Raw genomic sequence first — 20,052 nt, forward strand, 5'->3', positions numbered from 1 at the left:
TGAAAAAGCTGTCCTGCATCAAGTAATAAGAACAGCCAAACAAAAATAGTTCCTCATATTTTGCCGTTTGTAGAGCTAATATCGAGGGCCAGCTAATTGAACACCGTTTATTTGGAAAAAGGGAATGTGACACGATTTTTGTCACATTCCCTTTTCGCTTCTTTTGAAAATTGGATGAGATAAAAATATGCCAATTGGCTGTTTTTCTTTTTTGAAAATTTCGTTATACTCTTATTCATGGAGGGAAATGTTATGAAAAGAATCTTGACGATTGGTGGTTCTGATCCATTTGCTGGCGGAGGAATCCAAACAGACTTAAAAACTTTTGAAGATTTTGGTCTATTCGGGCTAAGCGCCCTGACATCTATAGGGGTACTAGATACGAATGGGCGATTTATCCTGGAATCTATTCCTTCAGAATTGCTTGAACGACAGTTGGCTTCAATTGATCAAATGACTTCATTAGATGGAATCAAAATCGGGTTATTGAATTCAAGTGAAGCAATCATGGTTGTTCGAGACTTCATAAAAGCAAAACAGAATATCCCAATCATTTTAGACCCTGTTTTGGCATTCAAAGAAACTGAAACTGTGATCAATCAATTATATATTTCGCAGCTCATCGAAGAACTTTTTCCACTTGTTACGATGATTACGCCTAATTTGGCAGAAGCTGCTTTACTTTCTGGTCAAGCTCTCCCCTCTTCGTTGATAGAAATGATCCATCTCGCTAAAGAGCTCACTGCTTCAGGAGCAAAAAAAATTGTAATAAAAGGCGGCACAAGGATGGCTGGCGAACAAGCTGTGGATCTTCTCTATTCAGTTGACCATCATGAGGTGTTTTCTCAGAAAAAAGTCGACACCCCAACAGTAAATGGTGCCGGTTGTGCCTTTTCTTCTGCAATAACAGCGGATCTTGTATTAGGATTAGATGTTTCAAAAGCCGTAGTAGAAAGTAAAAAATTTGTTGCCCATTGTATTTCCAATGGCGTGCTGATGAATGATCATACAGGAAGCGTCTGGTCTGGCGGTATCCAAAAAGGAGGAACGATAAATGAAAACTAAACAACTAACAATCTATGCGATGCTGATTGCGTTGACCGTTGCACTTTCATTAACTATTTTGATCCCTGTGCCGGCTACGAACGGTTTTGTGACATTATGTGAAGCTGGAATCTATACTGCTTCTTTTCTTTATGGTCCAATGGGTGGATTAGTTGTCGGTGCTTCCAGTGGTCTATTAATCGATTTGATTTCAGGGTATCCGCAATGGGCTATTTTTTCATTAGTGATTCACGGATTACAAGGATATGTTGCCGGATCTTTCAGCAAATCTTCTACTCGCATGTGGCTATTTGGTCTTTTTTTAGGAAGCTTAGTTATGATCGTCGGCTATGGTATCGCCGGTTGGATTTTGTATGATTGGCCGGCTGGAGTGGCTTCTATCCCCGGGAATATCTTTCAAAATCTTATCGGTATGGGTCTTGCCTTTCCTATAACTGCAAGTCTTCAACGTATTCAAGCACGGAAGCAATATTAATTGAAAAGAAGGTTTTAGAGAATGAAGTTGTCAGAAAAAGAATTGAAAGTTCAATTGACTGAAATAGTTAATGACGTATTGGCTGAAGCACACTTGAAAAAAGGAGATCTCTTTGTTTTAGGGTGCAGCACAAGCGAAGTCGTCGGTGGACATATTGGAAAAAATTCCAGTGCGGAAGTTGGTCAGTGGATCATCCGTACATTAAAAGAGTTGTTAGATCCTAAAGAAATTGCGTTAGCTGTCCAAGGTTGCGAACATCTGAATCGAGCATTGGTGGTAGAACGAACAGTGGCAGAAGCAAAAAAATTCGAAATCGTCTCTGTTATCCCTGCATTACATGCTGGAGGTGCTTGTTCTGTTGCTGCTTTTGAGCAGTTCAATGATCCTGTCGAAGTGGAGCATGTAATTGGGCAAGCCGGCATCGATATCGGTGACACTTCAATCGGTATGCATATCAAACATGTCCAAGTGCCTGTCAGACCTCGTTTGAAAACCTTGGGACAAGCCCATGTGACAGCCCTTCGCTCTCGTCCTAAATATATTGGTGGTCCTAGAGCAAATTATTAAGATGGGTAATTGACAGACCAATCAGAAAAACTTCCTCGAAAAGTCCAACTATTGAACTTTAACGAGGAAGTTTTTTAATTGTTTGTTTTATAAAGACGAGCTTCATAAGGTGCTAGTGTTCCTTTTTTTTCAAAGTTTCCGCTAGAAGAATTTGACAAGAGTAATGTCCATGACTGATCTGCTTCTTTTGGGAGTTCATAGTCAGCAAATGATTCCGTCAAGTTTACCATAATAAGATACTGTTCATCTTCTAAATTTCTTTCATAGACATATAGTTGTGGATGTTCATGAAGATATTCTTTATAAGAACCGTATATCAGGCCTTTATTGATTTGTCTAATGCGGATCATGTTCTTATAGAATTGCAAGATCGAATCCGGTTCATGTTCTTGTTGTTCTACATTGATCGTTTTGGTATTTGGATTAGTGATCATCCAAGGCTCATGTGTTGAAAAGCCAGCATATTCTTCTGAAGTCCATTGCATGGGTGTTCTGCTATTGTCTCTGGTGGTTTCGCGAATAATATCTAATGCTTCTTCTCTTGTCTTACCTTCCGCAAGAAGCCTTTCATATAGTCTTTTCGAATCCACTGCATCAACTTGATCGATCGATTCAAAAGGCATATTCGTCATTCCAATTTCTTGTCCTTGATAAATAAATGGCGTTCCTTGCAAAAAGAAATACATCATAGCGATTGCTTTTGCAGACATAGCCCAAAATTCGGGACGGGTATCTCCGAACACAGAAACGGCACGAGGAACATCATGGTTTTCCATATATAAAGCGTTCCATCCGATACCATCTAGGGAAGTTTGCCAAGCACTTAATGCATGTTTTAACTTAAGGACGTCTAATTGCCCTTCTTTTTCTTGCTGCCAAATATGGATATGATCGAATTCAAAGATCATATCGAAATAACCGTCTTTTCCTACCCATTCCGGTCCTTCTTCTGCAGTAACGCCGCTTGCTTCTCCGACTGTCATGATATCGTACTCTTCAAAAATATGTTTCAAATCAGTCAAATGTTCTTCGATTCCTGAGACATTTTGAAAGGGTGAAAAAGGGTTCTCTGTGGCATTTACTGAATATTCATCTTTTTTTACATGAGAAATCGCATCTAAGCGAAATCCGTCTATCCCTTTATCTAGCCACCATCGAATCATATTGAATAGTTCCTCTTTCAATTTCTCACTTTCCCAATTTAAGTCTGGTTGTTCTTTCGCAAAGACATGCAGATAATACTGTCCTGTTTCGTGAGAATATTCCCAAGCAGAGCCGCCGAAAATCGATGTCCAATTATTTGGTTCTTTGCCATCTACTCCATCGACCCAAATGTAATAATCTCGATAAGGGCTTTCTTTGGATTTCTTCGATTCTTCAAACCATTGATGCTGATCTGAACTGTGGTTGATGACAAGATCCATAATGACTTTGATTCCCAGTTCATGTGCTTCTTTCAGCAATAAATCAAAATCTTCCATCGTTCCGAATCGCTTTTCTATGTCTTGATAGTCACTTACGTCATAACCATTATCAATAAATGGAGATTGATAGATTGGATTGATCCAGATAAATCCGATGCCAAGATCTTTCAAGTATCCAAGTTTTTCGCGGATCCCATTGATATCTCCTTGACCATCGCCGTTGCTATCTTTGAAACTATCCGGATAGATTTGATAGCCTACTGCTTCTTTCCACCATTTTTGTTCTTGTATCATATCGTTTCACTCCTTTAACGGTCCCTCTTGATTATAACCGATTCTATTTTAGAAGTATCCTTGTTACCGGTAACTAGAAACGAAAAGCTCAACGAATCTGCTAAGTGCATTCGTTGAGCTTTATTTTATCATAGATAACGGGCAATCAATTGAATCATTTGCTTGGGAAATTCATTTAGGTCAGTAATATCTACAAAACGGCTTTCACCGTAGATCGTCTTGATTTCTTCTTTGTCTTGACCAATAGCTGCGGAAACAAATAATATGCCTTGACGCTCGTATTCTTTCAAAACAGACTGGATGTCCTCTTTTGCTTTTTTGCCAGTATAATCTGGCAACGCCTTTGGCTGACCGTCACTAATATTAAGCAACAGTTTGGTTGTGGCGGATTGTCTGTTTAATTTTTCCGCTGCTAAACGAAGGGCCGCTCCATCACGATTGTTTTGTCTTGGTTTCATAGTGACTAATTTTTCATTTAACCATTGAAACCCGTCTTCAAATTCTTTATAAGAAAACAAAGAAGTTTTTTCTCTTACTGAACGGTCTGCTGTATCCCCGTAAATCAACAAGGGGATATCGACTTTCTTAGCAAATTCGGCAATGGCAATCGCTGCTTTTTTTGCCGCTTCGATCCGATCATCCCGTATCATTGATCCAGATTCATCGATCCGCACAGCTACCGCTAAGGAAGGCTGCTCATGTGGCGGGTTCTTTTTGTCATAATTTCTCAAATCACCATATGCTACTCTGCTGGCGTTGAACCGCTGGCCTTCGTATTTTCCTTTTTGGTACGTCTCTGTTTGTTCATTATCCAGTAATTCTAAAATTTGTCGGCTAAGTGATTCTACTATCGGCATGACTTGCACTTGTAGCTCACGTGCTTCCTGCGTTTTTCCTTGGAAAGCTGGTCGGTGAACGATGAGACCTTCTTTTTCATGAATCGTTTCCTTCATGATTTGTCGCGCTTCTTTATTCAATTGCTTCTTGATTTCCTTATCATGTGTTTCCATGTCAGAAGCAGACATTTCTTGGAAATCCTCTTCTGTTTGTTGTTGTTCCTTCTGATTTTTCCCTTCGATATCGCTCCTGCGTTCTTTTTGCATTTGAGGAGGCATCTCGTTTTTTTCTGTTGTTTTCTCTAGTCTCTCTTCTCCCTCATTTGGTTCTTCAGCAGACAGTTGTTTCTTTTCATCTAAGCGCAAAGTTTCTTCAGCATCTTCAGTGATGTTTCGTTCGTTTGCTTCTTCGGCGCTGATAGTTCTTCCTTTTGCATGCTCAGATTGAGGTTCTATTTGAGGATAGCCCCATTTTTCTTTTCTCAAAATGTCTTGAAGTTCCAATAACAATCCACTCTCAGACAAAGCTTGCTCAAGGATCGCCAATTCATCTGGATCAGTGGATAATTTATACAAAACTTTTGGATAAATCGACTGGAGTAAATCTTGTCCTTGCTTATAGGTATTCGCCCAATAAAAATATGAACGCATTCCTGCTACACCTTTGATGGCATTTGCTTTTGCAGTTTCATCCAATAAACGGATAATCTCTGCCATCTTCATAAGGAGTTCTTGATTTTGAATCATGGTTTTCGCCATCGCACGTTCTGCCATGACTTCTAAGGCAGGAAGATCCATTTTTTCCGCATGCTGCATCCGATCTCTTAAGGATTCATTTAAGGGACGATTTCCTTGATAGTTTCGATTTGTGGTAATGACAATAATACAATCTGGATGGCGACGAATGATTCCTGTTGGCAAATTCAACATCCCATTTGGTTCGAGCGCTGAGTTAAGTGCGACAAGAACAGAGGCATCACGGATGACAGTCGGCTCTTGGATCTCTAATAGATATCCTTTTTCAATCGCTCGAACGATTTCAGAAGGATAATAACTATAATGGATTGCCTCTGGATAATCGGCTTCGATTCTTTGAACTAGCTCTGCTAATTTTTCTTTGGCAGAAAAAGGATCAATGCCGTAATGGTTCTGGATCAGTGTCAGTACAGCTTCAAGTGTATCTGTTTGGTAAATAGCTTCCAGCAATTCTTGGTCTTGTTCTTTATCGGAATCTACTACAGGTAATAAGGCGCCGAACACATCTGATTTGTCCATATCTGCAAAACAGGTCACTTTTGTATAGGGAAGTTGCAAATCAGCAGATAGTGCTTTTGCTAATTGTGTCTTACCCGATCCGGCGTCTCCTTCTAAAAGAACGTTACTGATTTTCATTTCAGGATCTTGCCAATTTTCTTTGATTTCGGAGGCGATCCGCCACTCTTCTGCACTTGTCCGATGGCTTTTCGGTTTCTTCCAGATCATTTGCTTTTCTAGCCGTGAAAAGGTCCGGTTTTCTGTTAGTGAGAAATTCTCCATGCTTCTCTTCCCCTTTTGATCATCTCTGTCTATTAATATCCTAACTCATCTAAAAGACGTTTTAAAATACGGAATCGTTCCCCAATCAGTTCTCCGTCTTTTTGTAGTGTATCGTAATACAAAATAATGTCTTCATCGATCTTTGGATTTTTGGTATCTACCTCGACTGTCATCCGGTTTCCCTGCAAACCAATGATGTCCACAACTGGATTTTCTGGATCATAGAATTTTTCATAACGATAAGCATCTTGGAAATATAAACTTCCTTGTGCAGCTAAGATCGCTAAGTCTAAAATACGTGTAATTGGTAATTCTTCTGATTGTCGAGACCATTTTTCTCCAGTATGTCGCCATACTTTACCTGATATGTCGACTTTTCCACGGTCATTCCATTGAGCGAGACCCAGAGAAAGACCTTTTGCGTCCGTATGCAATGCATTTCTTCCATCAACTTTATCGTAGTCTTCTACAACGAGCACTGGTTTATGTTTTAAATTTGTAGGTATTTCCATGATTTTAACTCCTCGTCTTTCTATTTTTAGTAAATTAGTAAATCAGTAGTTTACTAATTTACTAAACTATATGCGACATTATAAATGACTGAAGAGAGAAATGCAAAGAAAAAGAGCCTGTTTGTTAGAAATACATAAAAACATCATCTTGCTCTTCTGCACGTTCATTTATCGCGTGAATAAAGAGCAAGATGATGTTAGAATATTTTTGGTATGTTTTTTGAATAAAAGGAATTATTGCGCTGAAATGGCGATGCCGATGGCTTTTTCGCCTAAATGTGTACCAATGACTGGTCCAAAATGGCCAACTTCGATTTCTGCATTTGGATACTTTTTCTGCAATTTCTCTTTTTCCGCAATCGCTACTTCTAAATTGTTTGCATGTATCACGTAAAGTTTGACTGGCGGTTGTATTTCGTTATTTCTTTTGCCAATGATTTCTTCAGCCCGAGCAAATGCTTTTTTACTTGAACGGATTTTTTCGAATAAAACAATTTTTCCTTCAGAAAATGTCAGGATCGGTTTGATTTTCAATAAGCTACCAATCAGCGCAGCGCCATTGGTCAATCGCCCTCCCCGTACTAAATTGTTCAAATCATCTACAATTAGATAAGCGTAAGTATTATCTCGAATTCGATCGACATGCGCAAGTATCTCATCAAGGGGCTGACCTTCATCGTTTAAGTCTAAGGCAGCTTCTACCATATGTCCCATCGGCATACTAGTGATCTTAGAGTCATAAGGAATGACCGTTACTCCACTGATATCGTCTTTCATCGCAAATAAGGTGTTGACGAAACCAGAAATACCTGAAGAAAGGTGGATACTTAAAATCGTGTCATACCCTTTCTCTTTCAATTCCTCATATAAAGCCAAAACTTCCCCTACGACAGGTTGTGAAGTAGTAGGAAAATCTTTGCTGTTTTTTAAAAGTCCATAATATTCATCCGCTTCGATATCGATTCCTTCGTTATAAATTTTCCCATCCATAATCAAAGGGATTGGAATCACGAATAAGTCGGGATGGTTCTTGATACGTTCCGGCAGATATGCCGAACTATCTGTAACTACTGCAAGTTTCATGTGTTTAATTTCCTCGTTTCAAAGAATTTTTCCAGACCTCATAACTATATCACAAGTAAGATTAGATATGAAACTAAAATTGGAAAATAGAAAAACGACAAGCGTAATCATACGAGTTGCCGTTTTTCTAGTGACAGCAAAAAGACGACTAGTTAGCCTATTCTTTGCTTCCGCTACGATGTTTAACATTTTTCAACATTCGGAACCCATTTTTTCCGAATTGAGAAAATAAAAATACTAAACCCCCAATACTTCCTAAAGCCACACAATAAACCATTGCATAACTTTTTGATTCCATTGACAATCGCTGATTCAGCAAAAAGAAAATGATAAAACATACCGCAAGCATAATCAAGGTAGATCGGAAAGTTTTTAAGAAAAAACTGCTGATTTTTGCTAAAGGTGCTATTCGGTATTCTTTGCACATAAAGTGATAGCCACGAACAAAGACGATACCGAATGCCAAGCCATTTGATAAGCTCATTCCGTATCCGCCAACTAGTCCTAATCCGATTACTTGGAAGATGACTTTCAGGATAATTGCTTCTACAGTTAGTCGAATCGCAAAACGATGGTGGTTCAGAGATTGAAGCATCGTAGACAGGATCGTGAATAAAGAGAAAAACAAAGAAGCTAACAAAGCCATTTGGAAATAACCAACACTTTCAGGATCATAACCAAAAAACAATGTGTATAATGGTCCAGCTAATAAAGACATCCCGGTCAATGAAGGAAGAAGGATCAATAACGCAATCGAAAAACTGTCTCCTACTGTCTTTTCGATTTGTAAACGATCTTTTTTCTTCATTGTGCTTAGTATTGGCAAACTACTTATAGCAACCGTTCCTACCATGGAAATCAGGATCAATGTCAGTTTGTTTGGATTAACAGAAGCACGACTGAATAAGAATTCCAGTTGCTGATCTGCAATCTCTGGACGGAAAAAGTGAAGCAGTGGTTTCATTGTTACTTGGTCGATCATTTGAACGATAGTAATGACGGAGCCGACAAAAATGAACGGTAGTGTTTCCCGAATAATAGAGACAGAGGCAGATCGGTTTTCTCTTTCGAAGTAACGGCTGGAAATCAAAAAGTCTTTAAGTTCAAAGAAGTCTTTTCTGCGTCCGACGATATACATATGGATAATCGCAGCTAATCCACCGAAGAAAGAAGCAACTGTACTGATCAATACAGCTTCTAATATGGTTCCGTCAGTCAATACGCGCAAGTAATAAGTACCAGCCAAGATAACGATCACTCGTACAGCTTGTTCAATAATCAAAGAAGTTCCATAAGGTCGTAAATCGTTTTTCCCTTGGAAGTATCCTCTCATTGCACTCAAAATCGGGATAGCAACCAAAGATGGGCATAAACTTCGGATAGCTAGTATCCCGTTGTTAACGTTAGCGATTGGACTGATTCCGGCTAATAAAGGAGCAAATAAATACATCAACGCAGCAGAGGCGATACCGATGACGAACATGATATTGATCGTACTCCGAAAAATCAGCCGACAAGCAGCGTTATCTCCTTCTTTTGTTGCTACAGCTACTTTTTTTGCAATCGCATTTGGAAATCCGACTGTACCAAGCATCAGGAACAATCCATAAGGAAGGTAGCCAACATTGTATAATGTCGTAGCAAGCATACCATCTTGATTGTTCCCCATCATACTTAGCCAGGGAATCAAATAGACTACCCCTAAAACTTTACATAGAAGATTAGCAAAGGTTAGCCAAAATGTTCCTTGCATCAATTTTTTATTCATCTAAATTCCCTCAACTATTCTTTCATAAAATAAACATCTTCCCTATTATAGCAAAAAAACATAGAAGGACAAATCCCTCTTTAATTCTTAAAACAAAAAAGAGCTTGCATCATAAGCCAACACTAATCTTTTTATCCGAACAAATGAATTTGCATCCACAATTGGCTGATGCAAATGCAGTTTGGATAGATCAGTTTGAACAACTTATGTCGCAATCTCTGTTTTTTAGGGAATAAAACAGTTTAAAGCATGGACAGTAAAAAGACAGACGCAAGTCCTGTCAAAACTGACAATGCCATCGAACGTGTTTTGTAAGCCACACCTGCTACTAGAATCATTGCAGCTATTTTGATATTCCAAGCAATATCCAGATGTTCATGAGTAATGAAGACATCTTTAAAAGCTAACGCCGCAAACAATGCTACTGGTACATACTTCATCCAGTCACTAAACCAAGCCGGCACTTTTCGATGAGTAAAATAAAGCATCGGGAACAAGCGCGGGATATACGCAACGATGAACAGACAAGCAACTAAAAACAGCAAATATAGTTTAGTCATGATGGTTGGCCTCCTGTTCCGGGAAGTTGAAGAGCGGTTCATTGACATCTTTGCCGCGATCCCTTAGTTTCTTGGCTTTTTCTTTTTTAAATGCCTTCTCCAACATAAATCCGGCAAATGAAGCAATAACAGTAGCTGCAATCAAGCCGAATGTGTTTTGGAATAATACCATGAATATCACCCCTAATACACCTGAAAACAAACCTGTAAAGATCAGTAGTGCGTTTTTCATTTGCATGACAAACATGAAAATGAACATAGCAGTCAAAGCAAAATGGACAAGGTCAGCATCTACTCGAATCACCGAGCCAAAAAAATTACCGATCATGTTGCTACCAGCCCATGCAGCCATTGAGAACCAATTGACATATAAAGCTTTTCTTTTGTTCCAAGAAGGGTCAGTTGAAAACTTTAAGTAGTTCACTGCATAGTTTTCATCATTCAGTGATTGAGAAAAGGCAGCTAAAAACGTCCGCTTTTCTTTTTTCATAAAACCGGCAAGACTTGCTCCTAATAATGTATAGCGTAATTCTAAAAAGAAAACCATCAATAATGTCGTTGCAAATGACGCTTGCGTCGTAAGCATAGATGCAACTAAAAACTGCGCGCCGCCGGAAAAGACCAGAATCGATAACAGCCCTGATAAGAGAGGATCAAATCCAACTTTTTGCAACAATACTCCGCAAGCTAATCCCACTGGTATATAGCTTATACAAAGCGGCATCACTGCATGCAAAGCTTGAAGCCATGGCGCACTTTTCTTTTTGTTCATTAAAATATCTCCTTTAATTACAACAAATAAACAGCGGACTCATTGTAACATAAATTCGCTAAATTGTAGCCGTTTTATTTAAAAACAAGATTATATTTTTCTCATTTTTGCTTCAATTCATGAACATACGTTTTATTTGTGAGAATAATTTGGGTCATATTTATCTGTTTCAATGTATATATACATCTTCTTGTCAGGAAGAGACTGACGCATATTTTTTTCAATATCATTGATAATCGAATACGTTTCATTTTCTTTGTTTCCAACAATATCTGCTTTTGCAGCGACTAAAATTTCCGTTGGACTTAAATGAACGGTTTTGATATCAATTAGCCGACTGATCTCAGGTCGTTCAAAGGCTAACTTGATTTTTGACAAATCGCTTGCTGTCACACTTTCACCAATGATCAGACTATAAAATTCTTTTGCTAGGAAAATCGCAGCTCCCATCAGTAAGAAACCAATTAGTAATCCGCTGATAGCATCAAATGCAGCAATCCCGGTTGCATAAGTCAAGATTGTTCCCGCTAAAGCCAAGACCAAACCGATTACAGCACACAAGTCTTCCGTAAATATAATCAGTATTTCACTATGTCGACTTTCGCGTAAAAAGCGCATCGTGGAAAGATTTTCAGTATTCAATTCTTTGATTTCTTTCATTGCGACACGCAAAGAACTTCCTTCGATTACCAAACCAAATAACAAAATGGCAATGACAATGATTGGATTACCAACTTCATGGGATGGATGCGTCAATTTTTCAAAAGCTTCCATCACCCCTAGTGCTCCCCCACCGAAGAAAAGCATCATTGCGACGATCGTACTAAAAAAGTATTTTGCTCGACCTTCACCAAATTGATGCAAGTCGCTCTGACCTTTATTAGCTTGTTTATCGCCAAATAGCAGCAAAATCTGATTACTACAATCAACGATACTATGGATGCTTTCATTCAGCATGGCGGCACTGCCACTGATTGCATAGCCGACAAATTTGCTGATAGCAACTAGAATATTAGCCCCTAGAGCAGCAATTACGGAAAACATTCCGCTTTTTTTAAAATTTTCCATATTCTTTTCCTTCTTTCGTCAAGTGAACTGACTAAAGTGCGGCAATATCCGCCCTTTAACAGTTTTTATGAAACTTATAATTTAGATAAATTGAAAATGACCGATTGTCCATTGTTCAATTCGATCTCTTTTGCCCCAGTAGTAGCACTTTTCCCATCCACAGTAAACATCCAATAGGTTTGATTCTTTTCATCCTGAGAACGCCCTTCAAGCGAAGTGATGAAGCCATCATTTTCCTCGACTTCAAAATTTTGTTTCAAAATAGTCAGTAAAGTTTCTCCTTTTTTGAAAGTCACTTCTTTTTTCAAAAAGTTTTGACCATTTTCTTGTAACGTGATCGTTGCTTTTTGCGATGTTTTTACTTCCTCCTTTTGGTTGGAAGTCGATGGTGTGTTAGTTGTACTACAACTTGTCAACATGAGTACACTGACACTCATTGCAAGCAGACTATAAATTATTTTTTTCATTTTTTCCTCCTGAATGATTGTAAAAACGTTTGACGACTGGCAGAAAAACAAGGAAGAACACAACATTACCTATACTGTGCATCAGATCAAACGACACCCCTTGAAGGTAATAGACCCAAGGTTGAGGTAAATGATAGAGCAGCGTATCGAAAACAGTCATCCCTATTCCATAAACTATACCTGCTAGAAAAAAGCAGGTTCCTTTTAACCAGAGATTCCTTCGAATTGTTCTTCTCGAGCAGAAAATTGAAAACAACGCCAGAACGACGGTATAGCTGAGCCACTGACCGAAGACCCATGGACCCACACCAAAATAAAAACTGCTGATTGCGATAGAAAGACTCATGACAATTAGCGCATCTTTCAAGCTTAAGTAAAGGACAATAAACAAAAAAATAGCAGTCATTGGCTGGAAATTCGGAATAAATTGAAAAGCGATCCTACCTGCTACACAAGCAGCAGACAATAAGCTAAGCTGGGCGATTTTATTTGTGGACATTCTTGATGTAACTCCTCCTTCACCAGCAGATGATTCACGTTCATTCAGTACATACAGAAAAGACTTGTGACAATTATTCTGGATAACTGCCGCAAGTCCTTTGGAACAGAATTATCTGAATGACCTCTGGTAATCCAACTTATCCAATCAGGACTTTCTCACCATTAACGGAACCAAGAATTCGTAATTGATAAAGAAATCAATGACGGATCGTGGGTAATCTCCAGATGAGATCGACAAGACCGTTTGATCTTTTTCGTTTATTGCTATCGTTAAAGACTGTCCTTTATCTAATCGTACTTGATAAGTAGTTTCGTTGATCTTTTCCATATCATAGGATGGATTTTTCATCGCCACGATAAAAATATCATCCAATACTTCATTCGTCAATTCAAATTCGCTCTGAAGGTTCAAACGAAGTGGCTTCGTATTGTCTAGTAGTGTCTGATTAACTGTAAAACCAAGTGTTCTAGCGTGGGCTAATAATTGATTCAATTTGTGATTAGAGATCGTGATCTGTCCTGCTGAGAATACTCGATCAACTGACCAGTATCGGATCAAAGAAAGCACTCGATCATCCTGGACATCGATTTCCATCGTCTCTGGTGATACATTTAGAAGACTCATCGATTCCACTTGGTATCGTTGATCGATGGTCGGTAATACAAAGGAAAAGACTAATTCGTTTTGTCCATTCAACGTATAATTGATAGAGAAATGTCTTGTTTTCCATGTGTCATAAGCTGAATTTGATCGTTCCAGACCAATATCATTCAACGGTTTCAGTAATTCATACGTGAAGTATTCGATCAGACTTGTCTTTCCAATCGTTGAGATCGGTTCTTCATTCAATATAAAGCGGTCATATGATTCTAATAATTCGGGAAAATCTGATTCCATCAAATATTTTCTCATACGTAAATCCGCTAATTCTGCTTCCGCTGTTTCAATCAAACTGACGATATCTTGATGATCTTGCTCTTTTCCTTCTAAATACCCGGGATTTTCTGATACTTCATAAGCACGGGTATTTTCTGAAGTATCCGTATTCGTCGGAGTTACTTTTTCTTTTTCATGGATTTTTGTTTCTTCTGGCATAGGGACTTTTTCTGTGTCCTCCAGTGGATTACTTGTTTGTTCCTCTAATGAAGTGTTCGTTTCTTCATGATCTTCTGTCTGTGCTTCATTTTTTGTCCATTCTGCTTCATCGTGTTCATTCATACTCGGAACCTCCTTCATTAGATTGATTATTAGGATTTTCATTACCAAGATAATTCATCAAGAATTCATGGATTGCTTGACCAAATCCCTCTTTGCTACCGAAATAGCGACTGATTTGCCGTTGCTCTTTTTCTACGATGGCTGCGCGAAGCTGGTCCGCTCTTGCTTCTTGTTTCAATGCTTCTTTTTGCTGCTGGATTGTTTCAGGTGTCTCGATATAAGGAAGCCAGCCTAATTTTTCATTAGATAGCACTTGCTTCTTCTTCTCTAATTCTTGAATTTCTTCCTCGATTTTCTTACGATTCAAGAATCCTTTATTATCATCCAAATCAGTCATCTGCCGATTGATTTCTTTTATCTGTTCGTCTAAACGTTCGATCTCTGTCTGAGCTGTGATCACCTTTGCGTCTAGCTCATTGATTTTTTTGTCATAGTCCGTTGTCTCCGGTTGGGAATATTTCTCCCACTCTTCATCGATCTTAGGCAAAACAAAAATTTCTGGCAGACTTGCATCGATACCAATTGTAGGGCGATCATGGTAATAAGTGCCGATTTTGTAATAGCTCATCGTTGGTGAGATGCTTTCTACTTGTTCCATAAAAGGAAATTCTTGCAAAAAACGATCATGGATCTTACGCATCAGCAATTGGTCAATCTCGTGATTTTCATTTGAGCTTCGTTTTAATTCTTCATTCAATCGGCCGTTGTACAAACGGTAGATCTCAGGAATATCTTCTTCGCGGACAGCTTTTTCAAAAGCCTGTAAATCTTCTAATAATTGGGAAAGATTCATGCTTGCTTTTTCTTTGATATCATAAAAAGAAGACGATTCTTTTGCTGTATCCTGATTCGTGCTCGTCTCCTCTAGTTCGCCTTGCTCGTAATTTGTGTTTGTATCTGGCTCTTTCATACTACTTGCCTCCTCTTACTCATCTGATTTTCACTTATTAATACTTCAATAGTACCATTTTCTGTAAAAAATTGTTATAAAAAAGAGCGGGCAATGCTCCATAAAACAGGCTGCACCAAAATTTGGCACAGCCTTTTTTTCGATCAACTAGTCTTTGATATCTGATTCATCTGATAGGACAGAATCGAATACAATGACTTTTATCATATTCTTTTATTTACTAGGCAGATCTCTTGTTGTGAAATGAATGCGCTGATGGTCATCACGAGTTAGTTGCGTTTCTTCGTTTAAATAAGTAAACGTCAATTGTTCTAATTCGGGATCTTCAAGCATTTTTTCATAACCGGTAAAAATCGAACGGATATAGTGTTTATATGCGTTTTTCTTTTTCTGTCTTTTTTTCATGTAGCACCTTCCTTATCAAAAACTATCATACCAATGAATAACTATCTAGACAAGTTGGTTTAAACCATTTTCTTTGTTTTTTTGAGGAATTTTGCTCTTCCAGTTGACGAATCCAAAAAAAAATGAAAAAATGCTTTAGTACTTAAGGAGGGAACCCAGTGAAAAAAATTGGTTTTGATTCAGATAAATATATTGAAGAGCAGTCCGCGTATATTTTGGAACGAGTGAACCACTATGATAAATTATATTTGGAATTTGGTGGAAAGCTAGTGGATGACAAACATGCGAAACGTGTACTTCCAGGATTTGAAGAAGATGCGAAAATCAAATTGCTACAAAAATTGAAAGATCAAGCTGAAATACTGATTTGCGTCTATGCCGGAGACATTGAACGTAATAAGATCCGCGGTGATTATGGGATTACTTATGATATGGATATCTTGCGGCTGATTGATGAATTACGCGGTTATGGATTATTGATCAACAGTGTCGTTATCACTCGCTATAGCGGCCAGCCTGCCACGAAAGTCTTTATCAATAAACTAGAAAGACGAAATATCAAAGTCTATAAACATTCAGCAATCGAAGACTATCCAGTCAACGTAGAAAAAATCGTTTCTGAAGATGGGTTTGGGAAAAACGAATACATTGAAACAACTAAACCAATCGTTGTAGTGACAGCTCCTGGACCAGGAAGCGGCAAACTCGCTACTTGTTTGAACCAACTGTATCATGAAAGCCAAAAAGGACATGCAGCTGGCTACTCCAAGTTCGAAACTTTTCCAGTATGGAACGTTCCGTTGAAACATCCATTGAACATTGCCTATGAAGCAGCCACAGTCGATTTGAAGGATGTCAATATGATCGATTCCTTCCACTTTGACGCCTACAATAAAGTAGCTGTAAATTATAATCGAGATGTTGAAACCTTCCCTGTAATCAAACGTATTATTGAAAAAATTACTGGTAAAGAATCTGTTTATCAATCTCCTACTGACATGGGTGTGAATCGTGTAGGATTTGGTATCGTGGATGATGCGGTTGTCCAAGAAGCTTCTAAACAAGAAATCATCCGCCGCTATTTCCAAACAGAGTGTGACTTCAAAAAAGGATTGATTGACGAAGAAGCAGTTAATCGAATAAAACTGATTATGGAAGAAGTCGGATTACGTCCTGAAGACCGAAACGTTGTCGTTCCTGCCCATGATTATGCAGATAAGATTCAAGCACAAAGTCCTACAAAAGATCCTTCTGCTGTGATTGCCATCGAATTACCAGACGAAGTCATTATTACCGGACGTACAAGCTCATTGATGGATGCGTCAGCGGCAGTCATCTTAAATGCAGTAAAACATTTAGCACATATTGCAGATGACATTCCTTTATTATCACCATTAGTTCTTGAAACAATACAAGGATTGAAATCAAAGACACTTCATTCCTCTTTGGATGCACTAAGCATCAATGAAGTCTTGATCGCTTTATCAATCAGTGCAGTAACGAATCCAATCGCTCAAGTTGCTTATGATAAACTAGCTGAACTTGAGGGAGCACAAGCCCACTCCACTGTGATGGTCAATAAAAATGATGAACAAACATTGAAAAAACTAGGAATCGATATTACTTGCGCACCTGTTTACCCTTCAGAAAATCTATACTACCAATAGAAAAAATTCACTTATAAAGTTTGAAAACGAAACTATTAGCATTAGCTTAAACAATAGTTTCGTTTTTTTATAACCATCACTAAGTGGATACACTTCTTGTCCCTTCTTGAGGGATATTCAGTTTGAAAGAAAAAACAAGAGTGTGATAAATTTTATTTCTCATACTTTAACTTGCTTTCCCTCTCTATTTGAAATACGAAAAAACAAAGGAACATCAGTTTTTTTAGCGTCTTTTATCTGTTTTTTCAATTTATTTTGGTTGCTTTGTATTCTAATGGAAAATGAATGCGTTTTACTCTAAAAAAGTAATGAAAATTTCACTAAAGATTAGTATTTTATTTACAAAACAGGTAAAATAAAACGGAATTTGGAATAGGAGTGATTATTTGAGTTATTTATTAGGTATTATTGGTTTATTTGTCACATTAGGACTTGCTTTTTTGATCAGCAGCAACAAAAAAGCAATCAAATTGAAACCACTAATTGTGATGTTCGTTTTACAGCTTGTTCTTGGTTTCGTATTGTTACGTACAACTTTTGGTACAGCGGTTGTTTCTGTATTGGCAAAAATGTTTGATCATCTTCTTGCTTTTGCTGGGCAGGGTGTTGACTTTGTTTTTGCCGGTGTAGCAAATAAAGGAAGTGCACCTTTCTTTCTTTCCGTATTGATGCCAATCGTATTTATTTCTGCTATTATCGGGATTTTACGTTACATCAAAATTCTTCCATTGTTTATGAAAGCCGTTGGTCTTGGGTTAAGTAAAATCAACGGAATGGGCAAATTAGAATCCTACAATGGAGTAGCTTCTGCTATTTTAGGGCAATCGGAAGTATTTATTTCCATAAAGAAGGAATTACCTTTCTTATCTGAGAAACGTTTATTCACCATGAGTGTCTCGGCTATGTCTACCGTGTCTATGTCAATCGTTGGATCTTATATGGCACTAATCGATTCTAAATATGTGATTACTGCCCTTGTTTTGAATTTATTTGGCGGATATATTCTGGCTTCGATTGTGAATCCCTATGTATTAGAAGAAAAAGAAGACGAACTAATTATTGAAGAGAACAAAGAACAGACCTTTTTCCAAATGTTGGGAGAATACATTCTTGATGGTTTCCATGTGGCAATCACGGTTGCTGCTATGCTTATCGGATTCGTTGCCTTGATTGCTATGATCAATGCTATCTTTCATGGGATATTCGGTATTACTTTCCAAGAGATCTTAGGTTATATCTTTGCCCCTCTTGCCTTCATCAGTGGAATCCCATGGAAAGAAGCAGTGGATGCTGGTAGTATCATGGCGACTAAATTGGTTACAAATGAATTTGTTGCTATGACAGAATTAGCTAACGGTCATTTCCATTTTACTGAACGCACAACAGCGATCATATCTGTTTTCCTTGTTTCATTTGCCAACTTCTCTTCTATCGGGATCATTTCCGGTGCGATGAAGGGGTTAAACGAAGAAAAAGGAAATCTTGTTGCAAAACATGGGTTGAAGATCTTGTTAACAGCGACTTTAGTCAGCTTTTTAAGTGCTATTGTGACTGGATTACTGGTATAATAAACAAAAAAGCAACGTTGCTTTCAAAAGCTTTGGAAATATTTCCAAAGCTTTTTCAGTTGCTTAAATATCAAAGGAGAAATGATGATGAATTATTGCTATGTGTTTATCGGTCCTTCTGGTTCTGGGAAAACTTCACTCGCAGAAGCTGTTTTTCAGCCGGAACAAAAGATCATTACTTACACGAATCGATCACCAAGACCTGGAGAAAAAGATCAAGAGGATTATTATTTTGTTTCTGACGATACATTCAATCAGATGATCAAGCGAGACGAGTTTGCAGAGTGGGATCAATATGCTCAACATAAATATGGTTCCAGCAAAGCAGAGATTACCAAAAAATTGAAGGAAGGAAATTGTTATGCCGTTTTGACGGCAAATGGTTTTTGGCATTTATACGAATATTTTGGCACGGTAGTCCGTCCGATCTTTATTACGATTTCTAAAAAAACATTACAATCGCGCCTGAAAAAGCGCGGAGATTCACCCGAACAGATTTCGGCCAGAATGGCAGTTTATGCAGAAGACTTAGCTCAACTGGAACGGTTGGCAACTATTCCCACACTTTTAGTCGTGTCAAACGATGGAGCGTTCCAAGAAGCAGCAGATAAAATAAAAAAAGGATTATTGATAGAAACAGATTAACTAAATATCCATAAGATAAGCTGAGAGGCCGCGACAAAAGTGATGTCACGACCTCTCGATGAACGGTGTTTCAGAAGTAGCTTCTTCGGAAATTATTTCTCGAAGCTCCCCTCCCCTCTATCACACCCTCTTAGCGATCAGCTGGTTGTTTTTCCGTATTATTAAGTCTTCATCCTTATGAAGATGCTTTTATACTCAATTGATTATTTTTTGATACGCTTTTCTTTCACCATGTTCAAAAGGGAATTCAATCATCCCTTGATAAGCGAATCCAGCAGAATAGATGGTCTTTTCCATCGGTTCATTAGCTGGATAAGTATCGATACGGACATCTTGGATATCTTTGCTGGCTGCAATCGTCAACAAATGTTCTAAGAACGGTTTTGCTAGTTTTTTCCCTCGAGTACTTTCTGCTAAAGCAACACGATGAATCGATAAATAAGGACCAGTTGATTCTTTCCAACTACCATCTATTTTTGTGTAAACGGGATCCACGCCTGAGACTAATGCAGCTGTTCCAGCAATTTGATCTTCGACTATTAATACATAGCTTTCTTTTCTTTCAATATCGTTCAAAATCGTTTCTTTTGTTGGTTTCTGCCCGTTCTGCCATTGGGGAGAGCCTTGCGAAGCAATAAATTCCGCTGCAGCATCAATAATTTTTACCACTTCTTCTACTTCTTCTTTTCTTGTTAGCCGAATATACACAT

The 20,052-nt window shown here is 38.2% G+C and carries 20 protein-coding genes; 6 read left to right on the plus strand and 14 right to left on the minus strand.

Annotated elements, in window-relative coordinates:
* Nucleotides 1-252 precede the first annotated feature (252 nt).
* The 3 genes from ESP02_RS01890 to ESP02_RS01900 are packed head-to-tail and all read left to right on the plus strand — an operon-like array spanning nucleotide 253 to nucleotide 2,107.
* Nucleotides 253-1,065, plus strand: a complete 813-nt coding sequence (locus tag ESP02_RS01890; RefSeq protein ID WP_038398926.1) for a hydroxymethylpyrimidine/phosphomethylpyrimidine kinase — start codon at nucleotides 253-255, stop codon at nucleotides 1,063-1,065.
* Nucleotides 1,055-1,540, plus strand: a complete 486-nt coding sequence (locus tag ESP02_RS01895) for an ECF transporter S component (RefSeq protein WP_002290784.1) — start codon at nucleotides 1,055-1,057, stop codon at nucleotides 1,538-1,540. Before ESP02_RS01890 ends, ESP02_RS01895 begins: the two co-directional genes overlap by 11 nt.
* A 21-nt stretch (nucleotides 1,541-1,561) precedes the next feature.
* Nucleotides 1,562-2,107, plus strand: a complete 546-nt coding sequence (locus tag ESP02_RS01900; RefSeq protein WP_002290783.1) for a TIGR01440 family protein — start codon at nucleotides 1,562-1,564, stop codon at nucleotides 2,105-2,107.
* 74 nt (nucleotides 2,108-2,181) lie between these two features.
* Here the strand turns inward: ESP02_RS01900 and ESP02_RS01905 are convergent, their stop codons facing one another.
* From ESP02_RS01905 to ESP02_RS01965, 13 genes are all read right to left on the minus strand, one after another.
* Complete coding sequence (locus tag ESP02_RS01905; protein WP_038398927.1) at nucleotides 2,182-3,825, minus strand: alpha-glucosidase; 1,644 nt, start codon at nucleotides 3,823-3,825, stop codon at nucleotides 2,182-2,184.
* Between the two features lie 128 nt (nucleotides 3,826-3,953).
* The gene (locus ESP02_RS01910; RefSeq protein ID WP_038398929.1) at nucleotides 3,954-6,197 is read right to left on the minus strand and encodes an AAA family ATPase; all 2,244 of its coding nucleotides are present in this window, start codon (nucleotides 6,195-6,197) and stop codon (nucleotides 3,954-3,956) included.
* 32 nt (nucleotides 6,198-6,229) lie between these two features.
* Nucleotides 6,230-6,709: a DUF6530 family protein gene (locus ESP02_RS01915; RefSeq protein WP_002400217.1), complete on the minus strand. Its 480-nt coding sequence runs from the start codon at nucleotides 6,707-6,709 to the stop codon at nucleotides 6,230-6,232.
* A gap of 234 nt (nucleotides 6,710-6,943) precedes the next feature.
* Nucleotides 6,944-7,792 (minus strand): DegV family protein, encoded by an 849-nt coding sequence (locus ESP02_RS01920; protein ID WP_002290771.1) that lies wholly within the window; start codon nucleotides 7,790-7,792, stop codon nucleotides 6,944-6,946.
* Nucleotides 7,793-7,949: 157 nt separating this feature from the next.
* On the minus strand, nucleotides 7,950-9,560 hold the full coding sequence (locus ESP02_RS01925; protein ID WP_002329213.1) for a polysaccharide biosynthesis protein: 1,611 nt from the start codon (nucleotides 9,558-9,560) through the stop codon (nucleotides 7,950-7,952).
* A 242-nt stretch (nucleotides 9,561-9,802) separates the two neighbouring features.
* Nucleotides 9,803-10,120, minus strand: a complete 318-nt coding sequence (locus tag ESP02_RS01930; protein WP_002400221.1) for an AzlD domain-containing protein — start codon at nucleotides 10,118-10,120, stop codon at nucleotides 9,803-9,805.
* The gene (locus tag ESP02_RS01935; RefSeq protein WP_002400222.1) at nucleotides 10,113-10,892 is read right to left on the minus strand and encodes an AzlC family ABC transporter permease; all 780 of its coding nucleotides are present in this window, start codon (nucleotides 10,890-10,892) and stop codon (nucleotides 10,113-10,115) included. The genes ESP02_RS01930 and ESP02_RS01935 overlap by 8 nt, the downstream gene beginning before the upstream one ends.
* Before the next feature lie 132 nt (nucleotides 10,893-11,024).
* Nucleotides 11,025-11,960 (minus strand): cation diffusion facilitator family transporter, encoded by a 936-nt coding sequence (locus tag ESP02_RS01940; protein WP_002290766.1) that lies wholly within the window; start codon nucleotides 11,958-11,960, stop codon nucleotides 11,025-11,027.
* A 74-nt stretch (nucleotides 11,961-12,034) separates the two neighbouring features.
* Nucleotides 12,035-12,427, minus strand: coding sequence for a DUF4430 domain-containing protein (locus tag ESP02_RS01945; protein ID WP_002400223.1), 393 nt, complete (start codon nucleotides 12,425-12,427; stop codon nucleotides 12,035-12,037).
* Complete coding sequence (locus ESP02_RS01950) at nucleotides 12,408-12,926, minus strand: hypothetical protein (RefSeq protein WP_002290764.1); 519 nt, start codon at nucleotides 12,924-12,926, stop codon at nucleotides 12,408-12,410. Before ESP02_RS01950 ends, ESP02_RS01945 begins: the two co-directional genes overlap by 20 nt.
* A 147-nt stretch (nucleotides 12,927-13,073) precedes the next feature.
* Nucleotides 13,074-14,147, minus strand: a complete 1,074-nt coding sequence (locus ESP02_RS01955; protein ID WP_038398932.1) for a hypothetical protein — start codon at nucleotides 14,145-14,147, stop codon at nucleotides 13,074-13,076.
* Nucleotides 14,140-15,057, minus strand: coding sequence for a hypothetical protein (locus ESP02_RS01960; RefSeq protein ID WP_002345109.1), 918 nt, complete (start codon nucleotides 15,055-15,057; stop codon nucleotides 14,140-14,142). Before ESP02_RS01960 ends, ESP02_RS01955 begins: the two co-directional genes overlap by 8 nt.
* A gap of 213 nt (nucleotides 15,058-15,270) precedes the next feature.
* On the minus strand, nucleotides 15,271-15,462 hold the full coding sequence (locus ESP02_RS01965) for a hypothetical protein (RefSeq protein ID WP_002290760.1): 192 nt from the start codon (nucleotides 15,460-15,462) through the stop codon (nucleotides 15,271-15,273).
* Nucleotides 15,463-15,620: 158 nt separating this feature from the next.
* On the opposite strand from ESP02_RS01965, the gene ESP02_RS01970 reads away from it, so the two are divergent.
* From ESP02_RS01970 to ESP02_RS01980, 3 genes are all read left to right on the plus strand, one after another.
* Nucleotides 15,621-17,129 (plus strand): DUF1846 domain-containing protein, encoded by a 1,509-nt coding sequence (locus ESP02_RS01970; RefSeq protein WP_002400225.1) that lies wholly within the window; start codon nucleotides 15,621-15,623, stop codon nucleotides 17,127-17,129.
* Between the two features lie 386 nt (nucleotides 17,130-17,515).
* Nucleotides 17,516-18,697, plus strand: a complete 1,182-nt coding sequence (locus tag ESP02_RS01975) for a NupC/NupG family nucleoside CNT transporter (RefSeq protein ID WP_002314996.1) — start codon at nucleotides 17,516-17,518, stop codon at nucleotides 18,695-18,697.
* Between the two features lie 87 nt (nucleotides 18,698-18,784).
* The gene (locus ESP02_RS01980) at nucleotides 18,785-19,342 is read left to right on the plus strand and encodes a guanylate kinase (protein WP_025478286.1); all 558 of its coding nucleotides are present in this window, start codon (nucleotides 18,785-18,787) and stop codon (nucleotides 19,340-19,342) included.
* Nucleotides 19,343-19,537: 195 nt separating this feature from the next.
* On the opposite strand, the gene ESP02_RS01985 is transcribed toward ESP02_RS01980, so the two are convergent.
* Nucleotides 19,538-20,050: a GNAT family N-acetyltransferase gene (locus ESP02_RS01985; RefSeq protein ID WP_002400227.1), complete on the minus strand. Its 513-nt coding sequence runs from the start codon at nucleotides 20,048-20,050 to the stop codon at nucleotides 19,538-19,540.
* Between the last annotated feature and the right edge of the window lie 2 nt (nucleotides 20,051-20,052).

Origin of the sequence: Enterococcus sp. NBRC 3427, assembly GCF_007996925.1 — a bacterium.
Classification (GTDB): Bacteria; Bacillota; Bacilli; order Lactobacillales; family Enterococcaceae; genus Enterococcus_B; species Enterococcus_B lactis.